18 protein-coding genes are annotated in these 19,751 nt (G+C 37.6%); all 18 read left to right on the top strand.

The annotated features are described in order from the left end of the window. The first annotated feature begins 90 nt into the window (after positions 1-90). The 18 genes from pyrH to rpsO all read left to right on the top strand — a co-directional run bounded on the left by pyrH (position 91) and on the right by rpsO (position 19,620). Positions 91-813 (top strand): UMP kinase, encoded by a 723-nt coding sequence (pyrH, locus tag CKK03_RS12980; RefSeq protein ID WP_099352447.1) that lies wholly within the window; start codon positions 91-93, stop codon positions 811-813. A 4-nt stretch (positions 814-817) separates the two neighbouring features. Continuing rightward, entirely contained in the window at positions 818-1,375 is a 558-nt protein-coding gene (frr, locus tag CKK03_RS12975; RefSeq protein ID WP_099352448.1) for a ribosome recycling factor, read from the top strand. 150 nt (positions 1,376-1,525) lie between these two features. After that, the gene (gene uppS / locus CKK03_RS12970) at positions 1,526-2,287 is read left to right on the top strand and encodes an undecaprenyl pyrophosphate synthase (RefSeq protein WP_099362989.1); all 762 of its coding nucleotides are present in this window, start codon (positions 1,526-1,528) and stop codon (positions 2,285-2,287) included. 37 nt (positions 2,288-2,324) lie between these two features. Continuing rightward, positions 2,325-3,119 carry a phosphatidate cytidylyltransferase gene (locus tag CKK03_RS12965; RefSeq protein WP_099362988.1) on the top strand — a complete coding sequence of 265 codons (795 nt, stop codon included), beginning with the start codon at positions 2,325-2,327 and terminating at the stop codon, positions 3,117-3,119. Between the two features lie 24 nt (positions 3,120-3,143). Then, positions 3,144-4,301, top strand: a complete 1,158-nt coding sequence (locus tag CKK03_RS12960) for a 1-deoxy-D-xylulose-5-phosphate reductoisomerase (protein ID WP_099362987.1) — start codon at positions 3,144-3,146, stop codon at positions 4,299-4,301. Positions 4,302-4,351: 50 nt separating this feature from the next. Continuing rightward, entirely contained in the window at positions 4,352-5,611 is a 1,260-nt protein-coding gene (gene rseP / locus CKK03_RS12955; RefSeq protein ID WP_099362986.1) for an RIP metalloprotease RseP, read from the top strand. Between the two features lie 31 nt (positions 5,612-5,642). After that, positions 5,643-7,346 carry a proline--tRNA ligase gene (locus CKK03_RS12950; protein ID WP_099362985.1) on the top strand — a complete coding sequence of 568 codons (1,704 nt, stop codon included), beginning with the start codon at positions 5,643-5,645 and terminating at the stop codon, positions 7,344-7,346. A 195-nt stretch (positions 7,347-7,541) separates the two neighbouring features. Beyond that, a complete protein-coding gene (locus CKK03_RS12945; RefSeq protein ID WP_099362984.1) occupies positions 7,542-11,852 on the top strand; it encodes a PolC-type DNA polymerase III in 4,311 nt (1,436 codons plus the stop codon). A gap of 260 nt (positions 11,853-12,112) precedes the next feature. Then, on the top strand, positions 12,113-12,586 hold the full coding sequence (gene rimP, locus CKK03_RS12940) for a ribosome maturation factor RimP (protein WP_099362983.1): 474 nt from the start codon (positions 12,113-12,115) through the stop codon (positions 12,584-12,586). 35 nt (positions 12,587-12,621) lie between these two features. Beyond that, positions 12,622-13,758, top strand: coding sequence for a transcription termination factor NusA (gene nusA, locus CKK03_RS12935; protein WP_099362982.1), 1,137 nt, complete (start codon positions 12,622-12,624; stop codon positions 13,756-13,758). 11 nt (positions 13,759-13,769) lie between these two features. Further along, positions 13,770-14,048: an RNase P modulator RnpM gene (gene rnpM, locus CKK03_RS12930; RefSeq protein WP_099362981.1), complete on the top strand. Its 279-nt coding sequence runs from the start codon at positions 13,770-13,772 to the stop codon at positions 14,046-14,048. Next, on the top strand, positions 14,049-14,351 hold the full coding sequence (locus tag CKK03_RS12925; protein WP_099352458.1) for a YlxQ family RNA-binding protein: 303 nt from the start codon (positions 14,049-14,051) through the stop codon (positions 14,349-14,351). A gap of 19 nt (positions 14,352-14,370) precedes the next feature. Next, a complete protein-coding gene (infB, locus tag CKK03_RS12920; protein ID WP_099362980.1) occupies positions 14,371-16,566 on the top strand; it encodes a translation initiation factor IF-2 in 2,196 nt (731 codons plus the stop codon). After that, entirely contained in the window at positions 16,563-16,841 is a 279-nt protein-coding gene (locus CKK03_RS12915) for a DUF503 domain-containing protein (RefSeq protein WP_099362979.1), read from the top strand. The genes infB and CKK03_RS12915 overlap by 4 nt, the downstream gene beginning before the upstream one ends. 15 nt (positions 16,842-16,856) lie before the next feature. Then, positions 16,857-17,222, top strand: coding sequence for a 30S ribosome-binding factor RbfA (gene rbfA, locus CKK03_RS12910; RefSeq protein WP_077617859.1), 366 nt, complete (start codon positions 16,857-16,859; stop codon positions 17,220-17,222). A 102-nt stretch (positions 17,223-17,324) separates the two neighbouring features. Further along, entirely contained in the window at positions 17,325-18,251 is a 927-nt protein-coding gene (truB, locus tag CKK03_RS12905) for a tRNA pseudouridine(55) synthase TruB (protein WP_099362978.1), read from the top strand. Between the two features lie 29 nt (positions 18,252-18,280). Continuing rightward, positions 18,281-19,246, top strand: a complete 966-nt coding sequence (ribF, locus tag CKK03_RS12900; protein ID WP_099362977.1) for a bifunctional riboflavin kinase/FAD synthetase — start codon at positions 18,281-18,283, stop codon at positions 19,244-19,246. Positions 19,247-19,350: 104 nt separating this feature from the next. After that, complete coding sequence (rpsO, locus tag CKK03_RS12895) at positions 19,351-19,620, top strand: 30S ribosomal protein S15 (RefSeq protein WP_010282323.1); 270 nt, start codon at positions 19,351-19,353, stop codon at positions 19,618-19,620. The last annotated feature ends 131 nt before the right edge of the window (positions 19,621-19,751 follow it).

Here is a 19,751-nt window from a genome sequence, read left to right as displayed (position 1 = left end):
TGTTCCCTCTTTTTGAAATGTCTAGTTTTAGCGCTGGCTTTTATTTAAGCGCTAGTACTTTTTCTTTAAAAGATGGAGGTTTTTTATTCGATGAGCGGTGCCAAATATAGACGTGTAGTGTTAAAATTAAGTGGGGAAGCATTAGCGGGTGAACAGGGATTTGGTATAAATCCATCTGTAATCCAGTCTGTTGCAAAACAAGTAAAAGAAATTGCTGAACTTGGAGTGGAAGTTGCTGTAGTTGTAGGTGGCGGAAACATCTGGAGAGGTAAAATTGGTAGTGAAATGGGAATGGACCGTGCAAATGCTGATTACATGGGAATGCTTGCTACAGTGATGAATTCCTTAGCGTTACAAGATAGCTTGGAGAATCAAGGAATCCAAACTCGTGTCCAAACATCTATTGAAATGCGACAAGTTGCAGAACCATACATAAGAAGAAAAGCGATTCGTCATCTTGAGAAGAAGCGAGTTGTCATTTTTGCGGCGGGTACAGGAAATCCTTATTTCTCAACAGATACAACTGCTGCTTTACGTGCTGCTGAAATTGAAGCAGAGGTTATCTTAATGGCTAAAAATAATGTTGATGGTGTGTATAGCGCTGATCCATCCATAGATAAAACAGCTGTGAAATATGAATCGTTAACCTATCTTGATGTTATTAAAGAAGGTTTAGCTGTGATGGATTCCACTGCCTCTTCACTTTGCATGGACAACGATATTCCGTTAATTGTCTTTTCAATTATGGAAGAAGGAAATATTAAACGTGCCGTACTAGGAGAAAATATCGGAACAATTGTAAGGGGGAAATAACTTTATGGCAAATAACACATTAAATCAAGTGAAAGATAAAATGTCTAAAGCAGTCCAAGCATTGTCTCGTGAACTAGCAACTGTAAGAGCTGGTAGAGCGAATCCGGCAATACTTGATAAAGTTACGGTTGATTATTATGGGGCACCTACACCTTTAAATCAGTTAGCTTCTATTAATGTTCCTGAAGCTAGAATGCTTGTTATTCAACCATATGACAAGTCAGCATTAGGAGATATGGAAAAAGCGATTCAAAAGGCTGATTTAGGCTTAAACCCAACAAATGATGGCTCTATTATTCGTATTTCAATTCCGCCATTAACAGAAGAAAGACGTCGTGATTTGGTCAAGCTTGTTAAGAAGTATGCAGAAGAGTCAAAAGTTGCGGTTCGAAATGTTCGTCGTGATGGCAATGATGATTTGAAAAAGCTTGAGAAGAATGGTGAAATCACAGAGGATGAATTACGTAGCCTTACAGATGATATTCAAAAATTGACAGATGAATCTATTAATAAAATTGATTCAGTTGCAAAAGAAAAAGAAAAAGAAATCATGGAAGTCTAATCCATTTCAATGTACAATATATTGTAAAAAGACCCTCTTACGTTTACAGGGGGTTTTTTTGTTAATACTGTCTACTAATTAGTTACCTCGAACGAAACAAATGGTAAAATGAGTGAAACTCGATTGAGACGGGTGTTGGAGGACTTGTTCATGTTTGGAAAATTTAAAAAGACAAAAAAGGGACCAGTTTCTATTTCTGAAGACGAAATAGTAAAAGGGCCAATACCTAACCATATAGCAATTATCATGGACGGAAATGGGAGATGGGCAAAAAAACGATCATTGCCACGAACTGCTGGTCATCATGAAGGAATGAAAGTAGTAAAGAGAGTTACAAAGCTTGCAAGTAGACTTGGGGTGAAGACTTTAACCGTCTACGCATTTTCAACAGAGAACTGGAAGCGTCCAGAGGATGAGGTTAATTATTTATTAAAACTTCCCCAAGAATTTATGGGCACATTTCTACCAGAGCTTATAGAAGAAAATGTACAGGTTCGAATCATGGGGAATAAAGATGCGATACCTGCACATACTCAAAAAGCGGTAGATAAAGCGGTAAACGATACGAAGAACAATACAGGCTTAGTATTGAATTTTGCACTTAACTACGGTGGCCGTGCAGATATCCTGGATGCGGTCAATCATATTCTTTCAGACTATCGTGAGAAAGACCTCCACAATAAGATTGATGAAGATCTTTTTAATCAATATTTAATGAGTGCTGGTTTAGAAGATCCCGACTTATTAATTCGTACAAGCGGGGAAATTCGCTTAAGTAATTTTATGCTCTGGCAGCTTGCATACACTGAATTTTGGTTCACCGATGTATTATGGCCTGATTTTAAGGAACATCATTTATTAGAGGCCATTCATGCATTTCAAAAGAGAGGTAGACGATTTGGTGGTATATAACCATTACTACCAAATCGTATAAAAAAGGAATGATACAATGAAACAAAGAATTATAACGGCAATAATTGCAGCAGCAGTCTTCCTACCGATTGTTATTTTTGGTGGCGTCCCGTTTACTATTTTAGTCTATTTGATGGGAGCAATTGCTATATTTGAGCTTTTACGGATGAAGCAAATAAATATTGCATCAATCCCTGGCGTAATCTCGATTATATTGTTATGGGTTATTTTAGTTCCCAGTCAATACAATAATTTTTTTGAGACCCTTCAATTTACGAAGATTGAAATAGTTCTTCTAATTGTTTTATTTATTTTAACGTATACTGTTATTTCAAAAAATAGCTTCAGCTTTGATGATGCTGGCCTTGTGATCCTGTCAGCTCTATACATAGGATTTGGTTTTTATTATATGATTGAAATAAGAGCGATGGGATTAGCATATATATTCTATGCATTCGTTGTTATTTGGACAACCGATTCAGGTGCCTATTTTGTAGGGAGAAAGCTTGGTAAAAATAAGTTATGGCCGGAAATTAGTCCAAATAAGACCATTGAGGGCTTTGTCGGCGGTATTGTGACTGCTATTGTATTTGCATTTATTTTTAACATGATTACAGATTTATTTGATTCCTTCTTATCACTAATTATCGTGACATTGTTTGTGTCTTTTTTTGGACAAATTGGGGATCTAGTAGAATCTGCACTTAAAAGGCATTATAATGTGAAAGATTCTGGAACATTACTACCTGGCCATGGCGGAATATTAGATCGATTTGACAGCATGATATTCATCCTGCCAATCCTTTATTTCTTAAGTGCAATTATTCAGTAGTGGTTGTTTATTAGGAGTGAGTTTGTGAAAAAAGTAAGTTTATTAGGAGCTACGGGCTCGATTGGGCAACAAACGTTGGATGTAATTGAACAGCATCCTGAAAAACTACAGCTTGTAGCCATGTCAATAGGTGAAAATGTTACCCTAGGTCGACAAATTATCCAAAAGTTTTCACCAAAGCTTGTATCTGTAAAGTCAAAAGAAATATGTGAAAAATTCAAAAGTGAATTTTCAAGTAATATCCGATTTGTCTACGGGGATGAAGGATTAATTGAGGTGGCTACTTACGATGAAGCGACCATTGTCCTAAATTCAGTAGTAGGAAGTGTGGGGCTGTTACCTACATTAAGAGCTATCGAAGCAAAGAAGACGATTGCCCTTGCTAATAAGGAAACGTTAGTTACTGCAGGACATCTAGTAATGGATGCAGCAAATCGGAATGGGGTTCCAATTTTACCAGTAGACAGTGAACATTCGGCTATTTTTCAGTGTCTTCAAGGCGAAAAAGAAAAAAATGTCGAGAAAATCATTCTTACCGCTTCAGGTGGAAGTTTCCGTGACCGAACACGTGACGAACTTAAGAATGTTACAATTGAGGATGCTTTAAATCATCCGAATTGGTCAATGGGTGCTAAAATTACAATTGATTCTGCGACAATGATGAATAAAGGGTTAGAAGTAATTGAAGCTCATTGGTTATTCAATCTTCCATATGAACAAATTGAAGTACTTCTTCATAAAGAAAGCATTATTCATTCAATGGTCGAGTTCCATGATAGTAGTGTCATTGCACAACTAGGTACACCGGATATGAGAGTACCCATTCAATATAGCTTTTCGTATCCAGACCGATTTCCAATGGCTGCATCAAAGGAGAGACTACGACTTTGGGAGATAGGTAAACTACATTTTTCAAAGCCCGATTTTGACAGATTTAGATGTCTTGGGTTTGCTTTTCAAGCCGGAAAAACAGGTGGAACCTTACCTACTGTATTAAATGCCGCAAATGAAGAGGCAGTTTCAGGGTTTCTAAATGGAAAAATCTCGTTTTTACAAATCGAAGAAATCATTGAGGGAACAATTGAGAAGCATGATACTGTACAACACCCAAGCTTAGATGTCATCCAAGAGGTAGATCAACAAACACGGGCCTATGTTCGTGGATTAATAGAGAAAAAATAAAGATTTAGATACACTTTTTATAGTCAAACTAACAAAAGGTGGTTAAATATGTGGAGACTGTGATAGCCTTTATCATTATTTTTGGTGCACTCGTATTTTTTCATGAGTTAGGACATCTCGTTTTAGCAAAGCGAGCAGGAATTCTCTGTCGTGAATTTGCAATTGGGATGGGGCCAAAGGTATTTACCTTTAGAAGAAATGAAACATTGTATACGATTCGTCTCCTTCCAATTGGCGGATATGTTAGAATGGCTGGCGAAGACCCGGAAATGGTTGAAATTAAACCCGGTCATAATATCGGTTTGTTATTCGATAATGCTGGAAAAGTAGAGAAAATTATCTTAAATAATAAGGATAAGTATCCAGATTTAAGAGTAATTGAGGTTGAGGAAGCAGATTTAGAGCATAATCTTTTTATTTCGGGCTATGAAGATGGAGAGGACGAGGTTCTAAAAAGATTTGAAGTTAGTGAGACTGCGTTTTTTGTGGCCGATGGACAAGAAACTCAAATTGCTCCATATAATCGCCAATTCGCTTCCAAAACATTATTGCAACGGACACTGGCAATTGCTGCGGGTCCGGCAATGAATTTTGTCCTAGCATTTATCATTTTAATTGCAATTGGTTTATTACAAGGTACACCAATTGATAAGCCGATTCTAGGGAAGCTAACCGAGGATGGGGCAGCACTTCAAGCAGGTCTCCATGAAGGTGATATTGTTCGTGAGATTGATAATGAACAAGTTTCTACATGGAATGATATTGTAAATATTATTCGCGCAAATCCGGAAGAAGAAATTGGATTCGTAGTTGAACGTAATGGAGAATTACTGGATATACCTGTAACTCCAAAAGCTCAACAAATTGAGGACCAAACAATTGGTATCATAGGTGTTTATGGGCCTGTTGAAAAATCAGTATTGCCTTCCTTGAAATATGGGGTTATGGAAACCTTCATGTGGACAAAGGAGATTTTACTTGGACTTGGAAAGCTTATTACAGGTCAGTTCTCGATTGATATGCTTTCTGGACCAGTTGGAATATATGTGTCAACTGATACAGTTGTTCAATCTGGAATCTATTATGTAATGAAATGGGCCGCAATTCTAAGTATTAACCTTGGAATCGTGAACCTTTTGCCATTGCCTGCCCTTGACGGAGGGAGACTCGTGTTCTTTGCGTTAGAGGCCGTTCGTGGAAAACCAATTGATAAGCAAAAAGAAGGTATGGTTCATTTTATTGGATTCGCCTTATTAATGCTTTTAATGTTGGTGGTAACGTGGAACGATATTCAAAGATTCTTTTTATAAAATAAGCTGAAATTATAATGAGGTGCAAGATATGAAACAAAGTATGACGCTTATACCTACACTACGAGAAGTACCAGCTGATGCCGAAGTCAAGAGTCACCAGCTTTTAATTCGAGCAGGTTTTATTCGACAAAATGCGAGTGGGGTCTATAGTTACCTACCTTTAGCAAAGCGTGTTTTACAAAAAATTGAAACAATCGTCCGTGAGGAAATGGAGCGTGCAGGTGCTGCTGAGATACTCATGCCTGCATTAACGCCTGCAGAGTTATGGCAGGAATCAGGACGTTGGTATTCTTACGGTCCAGAACTAATGCGCCTACACGATCGTCATGAACGTGACTTCGTATTAGGACCAACTCATGAAGAGGTTATTACGAGTCTTGTTCGCGATGAAATTAAATCCTATAAGAGACTACCAATCACCCTTTATCAAATACAAACTAAGTTCCGCGATGAAAAAAGACCTCGTTTCGGGTTATTACGAGGACGAGAATTTATCATGAAGGATGCATATTCATTCCACGCTAATCAAGAAAGCCTTCACGATATCTATGAAAAAATGTATACTGCATACTCCAATATTTTCGCTCGTTGTGGACTGAACTTCCGTGCCGTGATTGCGGATTCTGGTGCGATGGGTGGAAAGGATACCCATGAATTCATGGTGCTTTCAGAAATTGGTGAGGATACAATTGCTTATTCTGATACGTCTACATTTGCAGCTAATATTGAAATGGCGCCTGTTGTTATGGAATATCCAAAAAGCAATGAGTCAGTAAAAGAATTAGAAAAAGTAGAAACAATTGAGAAGAAGACAATTGAAGAGGTTGCTGCTTTCCTTGATGTAACAAAGGAAAAATGCATTAAATCACTCCTTTTCCAAGTAGATGAAAAATTTGTACTTGTATTAGCACGTGGGGACCATGAAGTAAACGATATTAAAGTGAAGAACTTACTAGAAGCTACGAATGTCGAATTGGCAAGTCCAGAGGATACCAATCGCGTTATGGGCTGCACAGTTGGTTCATTAGGACCGATTCAAGTATCGGAAGACATTACTGTAATTGCGGACCATGCTGTAGCATCAGTTGTTAATGGTGTATGTGGGGCAAATGAAGAGAATTATCACTTTATAAATGTAAATCCAGACCGTGATTTTTCAGGAATTCAATATGCAGACCTTCGCTTCATCCAAGAAGGAGACCCATCTCCTGATGGTGAAGGGAAAATAGTATTTGCTGAGGGCATTGAAGTAGGTCATATCTTTAAGCTCGGAACACGTTATAGTGAGGCAATGAATGCAACCTTCCTTGATGAAAATGGAAGATCACAACCGATGATTATGGGTTGCTATGGTATTGGGATTTCCAGAACTTTATCTGCAGTAGCAGAGCAATCAAATGATGAAAATGGTCTGATTTGGCCAGCAAATCTTGCACCATTTGATCTACACTTAATCCCTGTTAACATGAAGAATGAAGAACAAAAAGCAATTTCCGAATCTTTATATGTAACTCTTAAGGAAAGCGGCTATGATGTATTATTTGATGACCGTGCCGAACGCCCAGGTGTGAAGTTTGCAGATTCTGATTTAATTGGTCTGCCACTACGTATCACAGTTGGAAAACGTGCGGGCGAAGGGATTGTTGAAGTGAAGGTTCGTAAGACAGGGGAAACATTGGAAATAAATATTGAAAATCTTATCGAGACAATTAACAAATATGTAGTAAAATAAATAGTAGAAAAGAAAAGGGTACCTCGGTAGTATGGGGTACCCTAAATATTTGAAATGTGGCAGCGACTTGCCCAGAAACGAGAAATCTGGATACTCCGACAAAGAAGCGTATTTTTGCTTCTGCCGGAGGAGTTGAAAATTCTCGAGTTTCTAGTCGCTGAAACTAGACATTCTGTCTGAAGAGGGGGAACGAGGATGGAATTATCACCACAGCAAAAAGAACGGTTTATGGTCTTGCTGCAACAGCTTGAATTAACCGAAGATGCAATAGTTGCACACTTTGCAAATGCAGGTATTGAAAAACTTATGATCGATAAAGAGAAGAAAGCATGGCATTTCTTATTTTCTTTTGAAAGAGTAATTCCAGCAGATGTCATGAGGATATTTTCAACGCAACTACGAACAAAATTCACACATATAGCATCCGTAACCTTTTCATTGCATGTACAATCACAACACGTAACTGAAGAAATGGTACAAGCCTATTGGCCGCTTTGCTTACAAGAGTTAGATGGAATTGCACCACCTATTCTATCTTTATTGCATAATCAACTTCCAACACAACAAGGTCTTAAGCTTCATATCAAGACAAGAAATGACACGGAATCAATTGCGATTAAGAAAAAGTACGGGCAATTATTAGGAAATGTGTATCAATCCTACGGCTTTCCTATGTTCACTCTTGAAACAGAAATTGAGGCTTCTAATCAAGAGTACGAACAGTTTTTAGAGAAAAAACAACAGGAAGATCAGGAAAGAGCGTTATTAGCTGTTGCTGATATGCAAAAGAAAGAGAAGGAAAAGGATCAGAATAATGTTACTGGACCGATTACAATTGGATATACAATCAAAGATGAAGAAGATTTTAAAGAAATCAGTTCAATTCTTGATGAAGAACGTAGAATTGCAATCCAGGGATATATTTTCTTTGCTGAAACAAAAGAATTGCGAAGTGGAAGAACTCTTTTAACCTTTAAAATCACAGACTATACGGATTCAATTCTTGTTAAAGTATTCTCACGGGATAAAGAAGATGTTCATCTACTACAATCCATTAAAAAAGGTATGTGGGTCCGATGTCGTGGAAGTATTCAAAATGATACATTTGTAAGAGATTTAGTGATGCTGGCAAATGATATTAATGAGATACAGCCGATGAACGAAAGAAAAGACACTGCGCCAGAAGGAGAAAAACGTGTCGAGTTGCATGCACACTCTCCAATGAGTCAGATGGATGCTGTAACTTCTATTAGTCAATTAGTTGGCCAAGCTAAAAAATGGGGTCATACAGCGATTGCATTAACAGACCATGCGGTAGCTCAATCTTTCCCTGAAGCTTATTCAGCAGCAAAGAAAAATGGGATAAAGATGATTTACGGTGTCGAAGCAAATTTAGTAGATGATGGTGTCCCGATTGCCTATAATTCACAGCATCGTAATTTAGAAGAGGATACGTATGTCGTATTTGACGTAGAAACGACAGGTTTATCTGCAGTTTATAATACAATTATTGAGTTAGCTGCTGTTAAAGTGAAAAATGGTGAAATCATTGATCGATTTGAATCATTTGCAAACCCTCATCACCGATTAAGTGCAACAACCATTGACTTAACTGGAATCACAGATGATATGGTGAGAACGGCACCAGAAGTTAGTGAAGTACTGGTAAAATTCAAGGACTGGTCCGAGGATGCAATATTCGTTGCCCACAATGCAAGCTTTGATATGGGCTTTTTAAATGTTGGTTATAAAAAGGCGGGGCTTGAACAAGCAACAAATCCAGTAATTGATACACTGGAACTCGCGAGATTTTTATATCCAGAATTAAAAAACCACCGATTAAATACATTATGTAAAAAGTTTGATATTGAATTAACCCAGCATCACCGTGCGATCTATGATGCAGAAGCAACAGGTTATTTAGTCATGAAATTATTAAAAGATGCTGCAGAAAAAGAGATTCAATTTCATGATCAGTTAAATGATTATATGGGTCAAGGTAAAGCATACCAACGTTCTAGACCTTATCATGCGACTTTGCTAGCACAAAATGATGTAGGACTAAAAAACTTATTTAAATTAATTTCGATTTCACATATTAATTATTATTACCGTGTACCACGGATTCCACGATCCCAGTTGCAAAAATATCGAGAAGGTATTTTAGTGGGATCTGCCTGTGACAAAGGGGAAGTATTTGAAGGTATGATGCAGAAGTCACCTGAGGAAGTTGAGTCCATTGCTCAATTCTATGACTATCTAGAAGTACAGCCACCATCAAATTATAGACATTTACTCGAATTGGATTTAATCCAAAATGAGCGTGAACTAAAAGACATCTTAAAAAATATTGTTAACCTTGGGGAAAAGTTGAATTTACCGGTTGTTGCTACGGGGAATGTGCACTATTTAAATCCTAATGACCATATTTATCGAAAAATTTTAGTTCGGTCCCAAGGTGGTGCAAATCCATTAAATCGACATTCATTGCCAGAAGTTCATTTCCGCACGACCAATGAAATGTTAGACTGTTTTTCTTTCCTTGAAAAAGAGAAGGCGAAGGAAATTGTTGTTACGAATACACAAAAAGTCGCAGACATGATTGGTGAAGTGAAGCCAATTAAGGATGATCTGTATACACCTAAAATCGAAGGTGCGGAAGATGAAATTAGGAATATGAGCTATAGTATGGCCCGAAGCATCTATGGAGAAGAATTACCTGAAATCGTTGAGAAAAGGTTAGAAAAAGAGCTTAAAAGTATTATTGGGCATGGATTCGCAGTAATCTACTTAATTTCCCATAAGCTTGTTAAAAAATCACTTGATGATGGATATCTCGTAGGTTCACGTGGGTCGGTTGGTTCTTCTTTAGTTGCAACGATGACGGAAATTACAGAGGTAAATCCATTACCACCACATTATGTATGCCCAGATTGTAAGCATTCAGAGTTTTTTAATGACGGTTCAGTTGGTTCGGGATTTGACCTACCAGATAAAGATTGCCCAAATTGCGGAGCGAAGTATAAGAAAGATGGACATGATATTCCGTTCGAAACGTTCCTTGGGTTTAAGGGAGATAAGGTACCTGATATCGACTTAAACTTCTCTGGTGAATATCAGCCTCGTGCTCATAACTATACGAAAGTACTGTTTGGTGAAGAATATGTATATCGTGCTGGAACTATTGGTACAGTAGCTGAAAAAACGGCCTATGGCTATGTTAAAGGTTATGCAAATGATCATAATTTGACGATGCGTGGTGCAGAAACTGACCGTTTGGTAGCAGGTTGTACAGGAGTTAAACGAACAACGGGTCAGCATCCAGGAGGTATTATCGTTGTCCCGGACTACATGGATATCTTTGATTTTTCACCTATTCAATTTCCGGCTGATGATACAAGTTCTGAGTGGAAAACCACACATTTTGATTTCCATTCTATCCATGACAATGTACTAAAACTTGATATACTCGGGCACGATGATCCGACAGTCATTCGTATGCTCCAGGACTTGAGTGGAATTGATCCAAAAACTATTCCAACCGATGATCCTGAGGTAATGAAAATTTTCAGTGGTACTGAGTCTCTAGGCGTAACCGAAGAGCAAATTATGTGTAAAACGGGTACTCTTGGGATTCCGGAATTCGGAACACGCTTTGTACGTCAAATGCTTGAGGATACAAAGCCGACTACTTTCTCGGAATTAGTTCAAATTTCAGGCCTTTCACATGGTACGGATGTATGGTTGGGTAATGCACAAGAGCTTATCCATAATAATATTTGTACATTAAGTGAAGTTATAGGTTGTCGTGACGATATAATGGTTTACCTTATTTATAAAGGTCTAGAACCATCTCTAGCGTTTAAAATTATGGAATCCGTTCGTAAGGGTAAAGGGTTGACGGACGAGTTTATTGAAGAAATGAAGAAGAATGATGTCCCTGATTGGTATATTGACTCATGTTTAAAAATTAAATATATGTTCCCGAAGGCCCACGCAGCCGCATATGTTTTAATGGCCGTAAGGATTGCATACTTTAAGGTTCATTTACCGTTGCTTTACTATGCAGCATATTTTACAGTTCGTGCAGATGATTTTGATGTAGAAGCTATGGTACGTGGTTCTAGTACAATTCGCGCTAGAATTGAGGAAATCAATGCCAAAGGGCTTGAAGCTTCAACTAAAGAAAAGAACCTCTTAACAGTTTTAGAGTTATCTCTAGAAATGTGTGAACGCGGATTTGCTTTTAATAAGATTGATTTATACCGTTCGAGTGCAAGTGAATTTATAATCGATGGAGATGCCTTAATTCCACCGTTCAATTCGATTCCTGGACTAGGAACAAATGCTGCAATCAATATTGTAAAAGCAAGAGAACAAGGTGAATTTTTATCCAAAGAAGATTTACAGAAGCGTGGTAAAGTATCTAAAACAATTATGGAATATCTCGAAAACCATGGCTGCCTTGAAGATATGCCAGAACAAAATCAATTATCCTTGTTCTAATCAGGACTTTTATTTGCATATAAATAGCGATTATGTTATAGTTTTTATGGAAATGCTATGTATATTACTGGTAAAAGAGTGGGGCTTCCCACTCTTTATTCTTTGGCTGAGGCTAAAAATTGTGTAACAACGTTTATTTAGATGGAACTTCACTATATTTTCCAACTGCCTCCCTGCTATTATAGCAGGGTGTTTTTACACTACTTAGGAAATACTATGAATAAAACAAAGGAATTCCTTATCAGCTTAGGAGGAAAAACATGAGTAAAAAGGTAACACAAATAGTGGAAGAATTAGTGATACCTATTGTAACTGATTTACAGATGGAACTTGTTGACGTTGAGTATGTAAAGGAAGGGAAAGACTGGTTTCTACGTGTCTTTATCGACTCCGAAAAAGGAGTAGATATTGAAGATTGTGGATTAGTAAGTGAAAAATTAAGCGAAAAGCTTGATGAAGTAGATCCCATTCCTTATAACTATTTTCTAGAAGTTTCTAGCCCTGGTGCTGAACGCCCGTTAAAAAAGGACAGTGACTTTGAAAAGGCAATTGGAAAACAAGTGTATGTGAAAACATACGAACCAATCGACGGTGAAAAGATTTTTGAAGGAGTGCTTACTTCATTCGATGGAAAGCTAGTAACAATCAATGTAGTGGTCAAAACACGCAAAAAATCTGTAGAAATTCCGTATGAAAAAATTGCAAATGCAAGACTTGCTGTTACTTTTCATTAATAGGTTTGAGAGAATAAAGGGGGATTAGGAAACTAATGAGTAGTGAATTATTAGATGCCTTAACATTGCTCGAGAAAGAAAAAGGCATTAGCAAAGATATTATTATTGAGGCAATAGAGGCAGCACTTATTTCTGCATATAAGCGGAATTTTAACCAGGCTCAGAATGTAAGAGTAGATTTAAACTTAGCAAACGGTTCTATGCGTGTGTTTGCTAGAAAAGATGTAGTAGACGAAGTGTTTGACCCTAGACTTGAAATTTCCGTAGAAGAGGCAAGAACCATCAACCCTAATTACCAGGTCGAGGACGTTGTCGAAATTGAAGTAACACCAAAAGACTTCGGTAGAATTGCTGCTCAAACTGCGAAGCAAGTTGTAACTCAACGTGTACGTGAAGCAGAAAGAGGAGTTATTTACTCAGAATTCATTGACCGTGAAGAAGACATCATGACAGGGATTGTGCAGCGTCTGGATTCCAAGTTTATCTATGTTGGCTTAGGAAAAATTGAGGCATTGCTTCCATTGAATGAACAAATGCCTAATGAAAAATATAAGCCTCACGACAGAATAAAAGTCTACATAACAAAGGTTGAAAGAACGACGAAAGGTCCACAAATCTTTGTTTCTAGAACACATCCTGGATTATTAAAACGCCTTTTCGAAATCGAGGTTCCTGAAATCTATGACGGAACTGTTGAAATTAAATCAGTTGCCAGAGAAGCGGGAGATCGTTCTAAGATTTCTGTTCACTCTGATAATTCAGAAGTAGATCCGGTAGGTTCTTGTGTTGGTCCTAAGGGTCAACGCGTTCAAGCTATTGTGAATGAACTAAAAGGTGAAAAAATCGATATTGTAAAATGGTCAGATGATCCAGTTGTTTTTGTAGCAAACGCTCTAAGCCCATCTAAAGTACTTGATGTTATTGTGAATGAAGAAGAAAAAGCAACAACAGTTGTTGTTCCTGACTATCAATTATCATTAGCAATCGGTAAGCGTGGGCAAAATGCTCGTTTAGCAGCAAAATTAACTGGTTGGAAAATTGATATTAAGAGTCAAACAGATGCAGAGCAAGTTGGAATTTACCCTAGAGAAGGCTTTGGATTATTTGACGACGATCACGAAGATGAACATGAGGAAGAAGCATTCGATTTGCAGTCTGAAGAAATCGAGTGAGGTGAAGAAAATTGGTAGGAAATAAAAAAATACCATTACGTAAATGTATTGCCAGTGGTGAAATGAAGCCGAAAAAGGAACTTGTACGAATCGTGCGTTCCAAAGAGGGTGAAGTTTCCATTGACCTTACTGGAAAAAAGTCTGGCCGCGGTGCATACCTAAGTAAAGATAAAGAATGTATCTTACTAGCAAAGAAAAAGAACATTCTTGCTGGTCAGCTGAAAGCCACGATTGATGATTCACTTTATGAAGAATTACTCCAACTAGTAGATAAGGAGAAGCCTTCATAGATGGAAAATAAGGAATGGTTTTCATTATTAGGTCTTGCCAATCGAGCAAGAAAGGTCATTTCAGGTGAAGAACTCGTTGTGAAAGAAATTCGCAATGGAAACGCAAAACTTGTTCTCTTATCTGAAGATGCATCAGCAAACACTACAAAAAAAATTACGGATAAAAGCACGTATTATCAGGTTCAACTTCGTACTGTAAGCGATCGGTATACACTAGGACATGCGATTGGTAAGGATGCCCGAGTAGTTGTCGCGATAACGGAGAGTGGGTTTGCAAAAAAAATTAGTCACTTGCTCGATTAACATATTTGGGGGTGAACATATGAGTAGAATGCGTGTATACGAATATGCAAAACAACAAAATATCTCAAGTAAAGAAGTTATTACAAAGCTTAAAGAGATGGACATAGAGGTTAAAAATCATATGGCAACAATTGAGGGAGATATTTTGAAAAAATTGGATCAAACATTTGGTAAAAAAACAGAAACTGCTAAGGCTACAAGCGAGCAAAGTAAAAATAATAACTCAAAACCACCAGCTAATAATAATGCTACAACTAAAGTGGTTGACAAAAAAGAAGTTAAGAATAAGCCTGCAACTCCTAAAAACCGTGACGGTAAAAAGCCTGAAAATCAAGGACAGAAAAAAGGTTTTCAGTCAAATAATAACAATAATAACAGAAGAAATAAAAACAACAGACAAAAAGGTAATAACCGTCCAAATCATCAACAACAACCGGTTCAACCAAAGCCTGAAAAAAAATTACCTGAAAAGATTACTTTCATTGGTTCATTAACCGTTGGGGAATTAGCAAAAAAATTAGGTAAAGAGCCTTCTGAGATTATTAAAAAGTTATTCATGTTAGGTGTTATGGCGACAATTAACCAGGAGCTTGATAAAGATTCAATCGAATTAATTGCTTCTGAATATGGTGTTGCGGTCGAAGAGGAAATTGTCTTTGACGTTACCGAATTCGAACAGTATGTAGAGGAAGATAAAGAAGAAGACCTAATTGAAAGACCTTCGATTGTTACAATCATGGGACATGTAGACCATGGTAAAACAACTACCCTTGATTCCATCCGAAATACAAAGGTTACGGCTGGGGAAGCTGGTGGGATTACACAGCATATTGGTGCCTATCAAGTTGTTGATAACGGAAAGAAAATAACTTTCTTAGACACACCAGGACACGCTGCTTTTACCACTATGCGTGCAAGAGGTGCTCAGGTTACCGATATTACGGTTTTAGTAGTCGCAGCAGATGATGGTGTAATGCCGCAAACAGTTGAAGCGATTAACCATGCAAAGGCTGCTGAGGTGCCAATTATCGTAGCAGTGAATAAAATGGATAAACCAACAGCAAATCCTGATCGGGTTATGCAGGAATTAACTGAACATGGTTTAGTTCCTGAAGCTTGGGGAGGAGACACAATCTTCGTTCCGATTTCGGCGTTAACAGGAGAAGGAATCGACAACCTGCTTGAAATGATTCTTCTAGTGAGTGAAGTTGAAGAATATAAGGCAAACCCTAAGAGAAGAGCAACAGGTACTGTAATTGAAGCGAAGCTCGATAAAGGAAGAGGTTCTGTTGCTACACTACTAGTCCAAAACGGAACGTTACGTATTGGTGACCCAATCGTAGTTGGAAACACATTTGGTCGTGTCCGTGCAATGGTAAATGATTTAGGCCGTCGTGTTAAAGAGGCAGGTCCTTCAACTCCAGTTGAAATCACTGGACTAAGTGATGTCCCACAAGCCGGTGATCAATTCGTTGTTTTTGAAGATGAAAAGAAAGCACGACAAGTTGGAGAAGCCAGAGCTCAGAAGCAAGTAGTCGAGCAACGTAGCGACAAAGTGAAAGTAAGTCTAGAAGATTTATTTGAGCATATTAAACAAGGTGAAATGAAGGAAATTAACTTAATCGTAAAAGCTGACGTTCAAGGTTCTGTTGAGGCTTTAGCAGCTTCTCTTCAAAAAATTGATGTAGAAGGTGTTAAAGTTAAGATTATCCATACTGGAGTCGGTGCGATTAATGAATCCGATATTACACTTGCATCAGCTTCAAATGCAATTGTAATCGGCTTTAATGTACGACCTGATGTAAATGCGAAACGAACTGCAGAAGCTGAAGAGGTCGATATCCGTCTTCACCGCATTATCTATAAAGTAATTGAAGAAATCGAATCTGCAATGAAGGGTATGCTTGATCCTGAATTTGAAGAGAAAGTAATTGGGCAAGCAGAAGTACGTACAACCTTCAAGGTATCGAAGATTGGTACAATTGCTGGTTCATACGTAACAGATGGTAAAATCACTCGTGACAGCGGGGTTCGCCTAATTCGTGATGGAGTCGTTATCTTTGAAGGAGAAATTGATACATTAAAACGTTTCAAGGATGATGTGAAAGAAGTTGCGCAAAACTATGAGTGTGGTATAACAATTGCGAAATTCAACGATATTAAAGAAGGAGATATCATTGAAGCTTTCGTGATGCAAGAAGTTGATCGACATTGATCGGCTATGTAGAGTGTGAATGCGTCATTTATGATGCGAATTCTTTAAAAGCAAAACGTGCCGTTTTACAAAGTGTCATTACTCGACTCAAACAAAAGTTTAATATTTCAGTTGCGGAGGTAGACCATCAAGATACATGGCAACGCACCAAACTAGCCATTGTTACTGTATCTTCAAGTCGAAAGCACTCTGAACTCGAATTAAACAATGCTCTAAAGTTTATTGATTCGTTCCCGGAATTAGATCGAACAGTAACCGATTTTGAGTGGTTATAACGAGGTGATATAAAGATGAGTTTACGACCAAATCGTGTTGGAGAACAAATGAAAAAGGAATTGAGTGACATAATTGGACGGAAGATAAAAGATCCACGTATTGGATTTGTAACTGTTACCGACGTTCAAGTTACTGGAGACCTTCAGCAAGCGAAAGTTTTTATTTCGGTTTTAGGTGATGAAGAGCAAAGGCAAAACACATTAAAAGGTCTTGCCAAAGCGAAAGGTTTTATCCGTTCAGAAATCGGTCAACGTATTCGTTTACGGAAAACACCTGAGATTCTTTTTGAATTTGACGAATCAATTGATTATGGGAATCGAATTGAAACGATCCTACATGAAATAAATAAAGATTCAAATCAAGAATCTAACCGAGAATAGTGTAGAGGATAGGCTTTAATATAAAGTCTATCCCTTTTTTCAATCTATTTAAGAAAAGTGTATATAAAACACCTATCTAAAAGTTTAGGGGAGTGGCTCTAAGTGGATGGAATTTTACTGCTTAATAAACCAAAAGGGATGACTTCCCATGATTGTGTCTTCAAGGTTCGGAAGTTAGTGAAAATGAAAAAAGTAGGACATACAGGAACATTAGACCCTGACGTATCGGGTGTTCTACCAATATGTTTAGGAAGAGCGACTAAAATCGTAGAATATGTAACCGCAGCTAATAAGACCTATGAAGGTGAAGTGAAAATAGGGTTCTCAACTACTACGGAAGATGCCTCCGGGGAAGTGGTAGAAGAAAAAAGAGTAGACCGTGATATAACTAAAGATGAAGTATTGAATGTACTTCATTCGTTAACTGGTGAAATCATTCAAACCCCTCCAATGTATTCTGCTGTTAAAGTCAATGGAAGACGCCTTTATGAGTATGCTAGACAAGGAATGGTAATTGAAAGACCATCTCGTAAAATTACCATACATAAGCTGGAGCTACTAAGCGATATTGTTCAAACCAATCATACAGTATCATTTCGTTTCCGTGTCACCTGCAGCAAGGGTACGTATGTGCGAACGCTCGCTGTACAAATTGGTGAAAAGCTAGGGTATCCATCTCATATGTCTGATTTAATAAGGATCTCTTCTGGTGAGTTTAAACTCCAACAATGTATGACACTTGAAGAACTAGAAGGCATGGTGAAAAATGGACGCATTCAGGAACATCTCCTATCAATTGAAGATGCTCTTTCCCATTTGCCCAAAATAATAATTAATGATAAAGTAGCAGAGAAAGTAAAAAATGGGTCTGTCTTGCCGGTTCCTCAGGAGTTAAATCAGCTCCAGGTTGGAGAACCTATTGCTACCCTACATAATGGTGATATCCTAGCAATATATCAAAGGCATCCAGAAAAACCCAACTTGATAAAACCTATTAAAGTATTAGTCAATAATCAAGAATTAAAATAGGTTATTCGTGTAGAAAAGGTGAAATAGAAGTGAAGACGATATATATCACACATCCACAATCCTTTAATCAAACAGATTTGCCGCCAACAGTATTGGCATTGGGATATTTTGATGGTGTCCATTTGGGCCACCAAAAAGTTGTTGAAACTGCAAAAAAGGAAGCAGAGAAACAAGGAATTGCTTGCTCTGTTATGTCTTTTGATCCTCATCCATCAATCGTCCTAAAAAAAGATGTTACACATGTTGAATATATAACTCCTTTGCATCATAAGGAAGAGTTATTTGCTCAATTTGACATCGACTATTTGTATATAGTCAATTTCACATCTGAGTTTGCGAGTCTATCGCCTCAACAATTTGTTGAGCAATACATTATCGGTCTTAATGTAAAACATGTTGTTGCAGGATTTGATTTTACGTACGGACGGTTTGGAAAAGGAACAATGGAAACTCTTGCGGAACATGCTAATGGACGATTTACCCAAACAACTGTAGAGAAATTAACCTTTAATAATGAAAAGGTGAGTTCAACGCTTATCCGGGAATTTATACAGAGTGGTGAGGTTGACCAACTTCCCCCTTTATTAGGTAGATTTTACACAGTAAATGGAATTGTAATTGATGGTGAAAAGCGTGGTAGAACCATCGGCTTTCCAACTGCAAATGTTAAAACGAATGAAGATTATATAATTCCTAAAATGGGCGTGTATGCTGTTCGTTTAAAAGTTGGATCAAAATGGTATAATGGAGTATGTAACCTTGGGGTTAAACCAACTTTTCATGACAATTTAAAGTTGCCATCAATTGAAGTTCATCTGTTTGATTTTAATGAAGATATCTATGAGGAAAAGGTTATTGTTGAATGGCACAAACGAATTCGTTCGGAAAGAAAGTTTTCTTCCATTGACGAATTGGTGAAACAAATTGGACTTGATAAGGAACAGGCAAAGGAATACTTTGAGAAAATAGACGAACATACTTGCTTTTTATCGTAAAAAGTTGTATTCTAGTTAAGTATGAAAAAGAACCATTGCGTGGCAGTTCGAATCACCAACGTCTGCTAGGTAATCGGGGATACTTATAATAGGAGGTGAATAGGATGGCTATCACACAAGAGCGTAAGAACGAAATTATCAGCGAGTACAAAACTCATGAAAATGACACTGGTTCACCAGAAGTTCAAATCGCTGTCCTAACTGAGCAAATCAATAAGTTAAATGATCATTTACGTACACACAAGAAGGATCATCATTCACGTCGTGGTCTATTAAAGATGGTTGGTAAACGTCGTAATTTATTAACATATCTTCGTAATAAAGACGTAACTCGTTACCGTGAATTAATCAACAAGCTTGGACTACGTCGATAATCTACGAAAAAGCGGGAGCATTCCCGCTTTTTTATTAGGTAAAAAAACGAGGGATTTTTTTCCTCCATTTCTACTATTTGAACAAAAATTCACTTTACATATTTAACGAGTATTGATATGTTCGAATAAAT

The organism is Fredinandcohnia onubensis (genome assembly GCF_002734215.1).
GTDB lineage: Bacteria > Bacillota > Bacilli > Bacillales > Bacillaceae_L > Ferdinandcohnia > Ferdinandcohnia onubensis.
The sequence above is the reverse complement of the archived record's forward strand: the minus strand, read 5'-3'. Positions and strand labels throughout refer to the sequence as shown.

Excerpts from the sequence above, each read along its gene's own strand:
- CKK03_RS12950 (WP_099362985.1), top strand. The coding sequence starts at position 5,643 with ATGAAACAAAGTATGACGCTTATACCTACACTACGAGAAGTACCAGCT.
- infB (WP_099362980.1), top strand. The coding sequence starts at position 14,371 with ATGAGTAGAATGCGTGTATACGAATATGCAAAACAACAAAATATCTCA.
- rpsO (WP_010282323.1), top strand. The coding sequence starts at position 19,351 with ATGGCTATCACACAAGAGCGTAAGAACGAAATTATCAGCGAGTACAAA.
- CKK03_RS12945 (WP_099362984.1), top strand. The coding sequence starts at position 7,542 with ATGGAATTATCACCACAGCAAAAAGAACGGTTTATGGTCTTGCTGCAA.
- CKK03_RS12925 (WP_099352458.1), top strand. The coding sequence starts at position 14,049 with ATGGAAAATAAGGAATGGTTTTCATTATTAGGTCTTGCCAATCGAGCA.
- rbfA (WP_077617859.1), top strand. The coding sequence starts at position 16,857 with ATGAGTTTACGACCAAATCGTGTTGGAGAACAAATGAAAAAGGAATTG.
- frr (WP_099352448.1), top strand. The coding sequence starts at position 818 with ATGGCAAATAACACATTAAATCAAGTGAAAGATAAAATGTCTAAAGCA.
- pyrH (WP_099352447.1), top strand. The coding sequence starts at position 91 with ATGAGCGGTGCCAAATATAGACGTGTAGTGTTAAAATTAAGTGGGGAA.
- uppS (WP_099362989.1), top strand. The coding sequence starts at position 1,526 with ATGTTTGGAAAATTTAAAAAGACAAAAAAGGGACCAGTTTCTATTTCT.
- nusA (WP_099362982.1), top strand. The coding sequence starts at position 12,622 with ATGAGTAGTGAATTATTAGATGCCTTAACATTGCTCGAGAAAGAAAAA.
- CKK03_RS12965 (WP_099362988.1), top strand. The coding sequence starts at position 2,325 with ATGAAACAAAGAATTATAACGGCAATAATTGCAGCAGCAGTCTTCCTA.
- rimP (WP_099362983.1), top strand. The coding sequence starts at position 12,113 with ATGAGTAAAAAGGTAACACAAATAGTGGAAGAATTAGTGATACCTATT.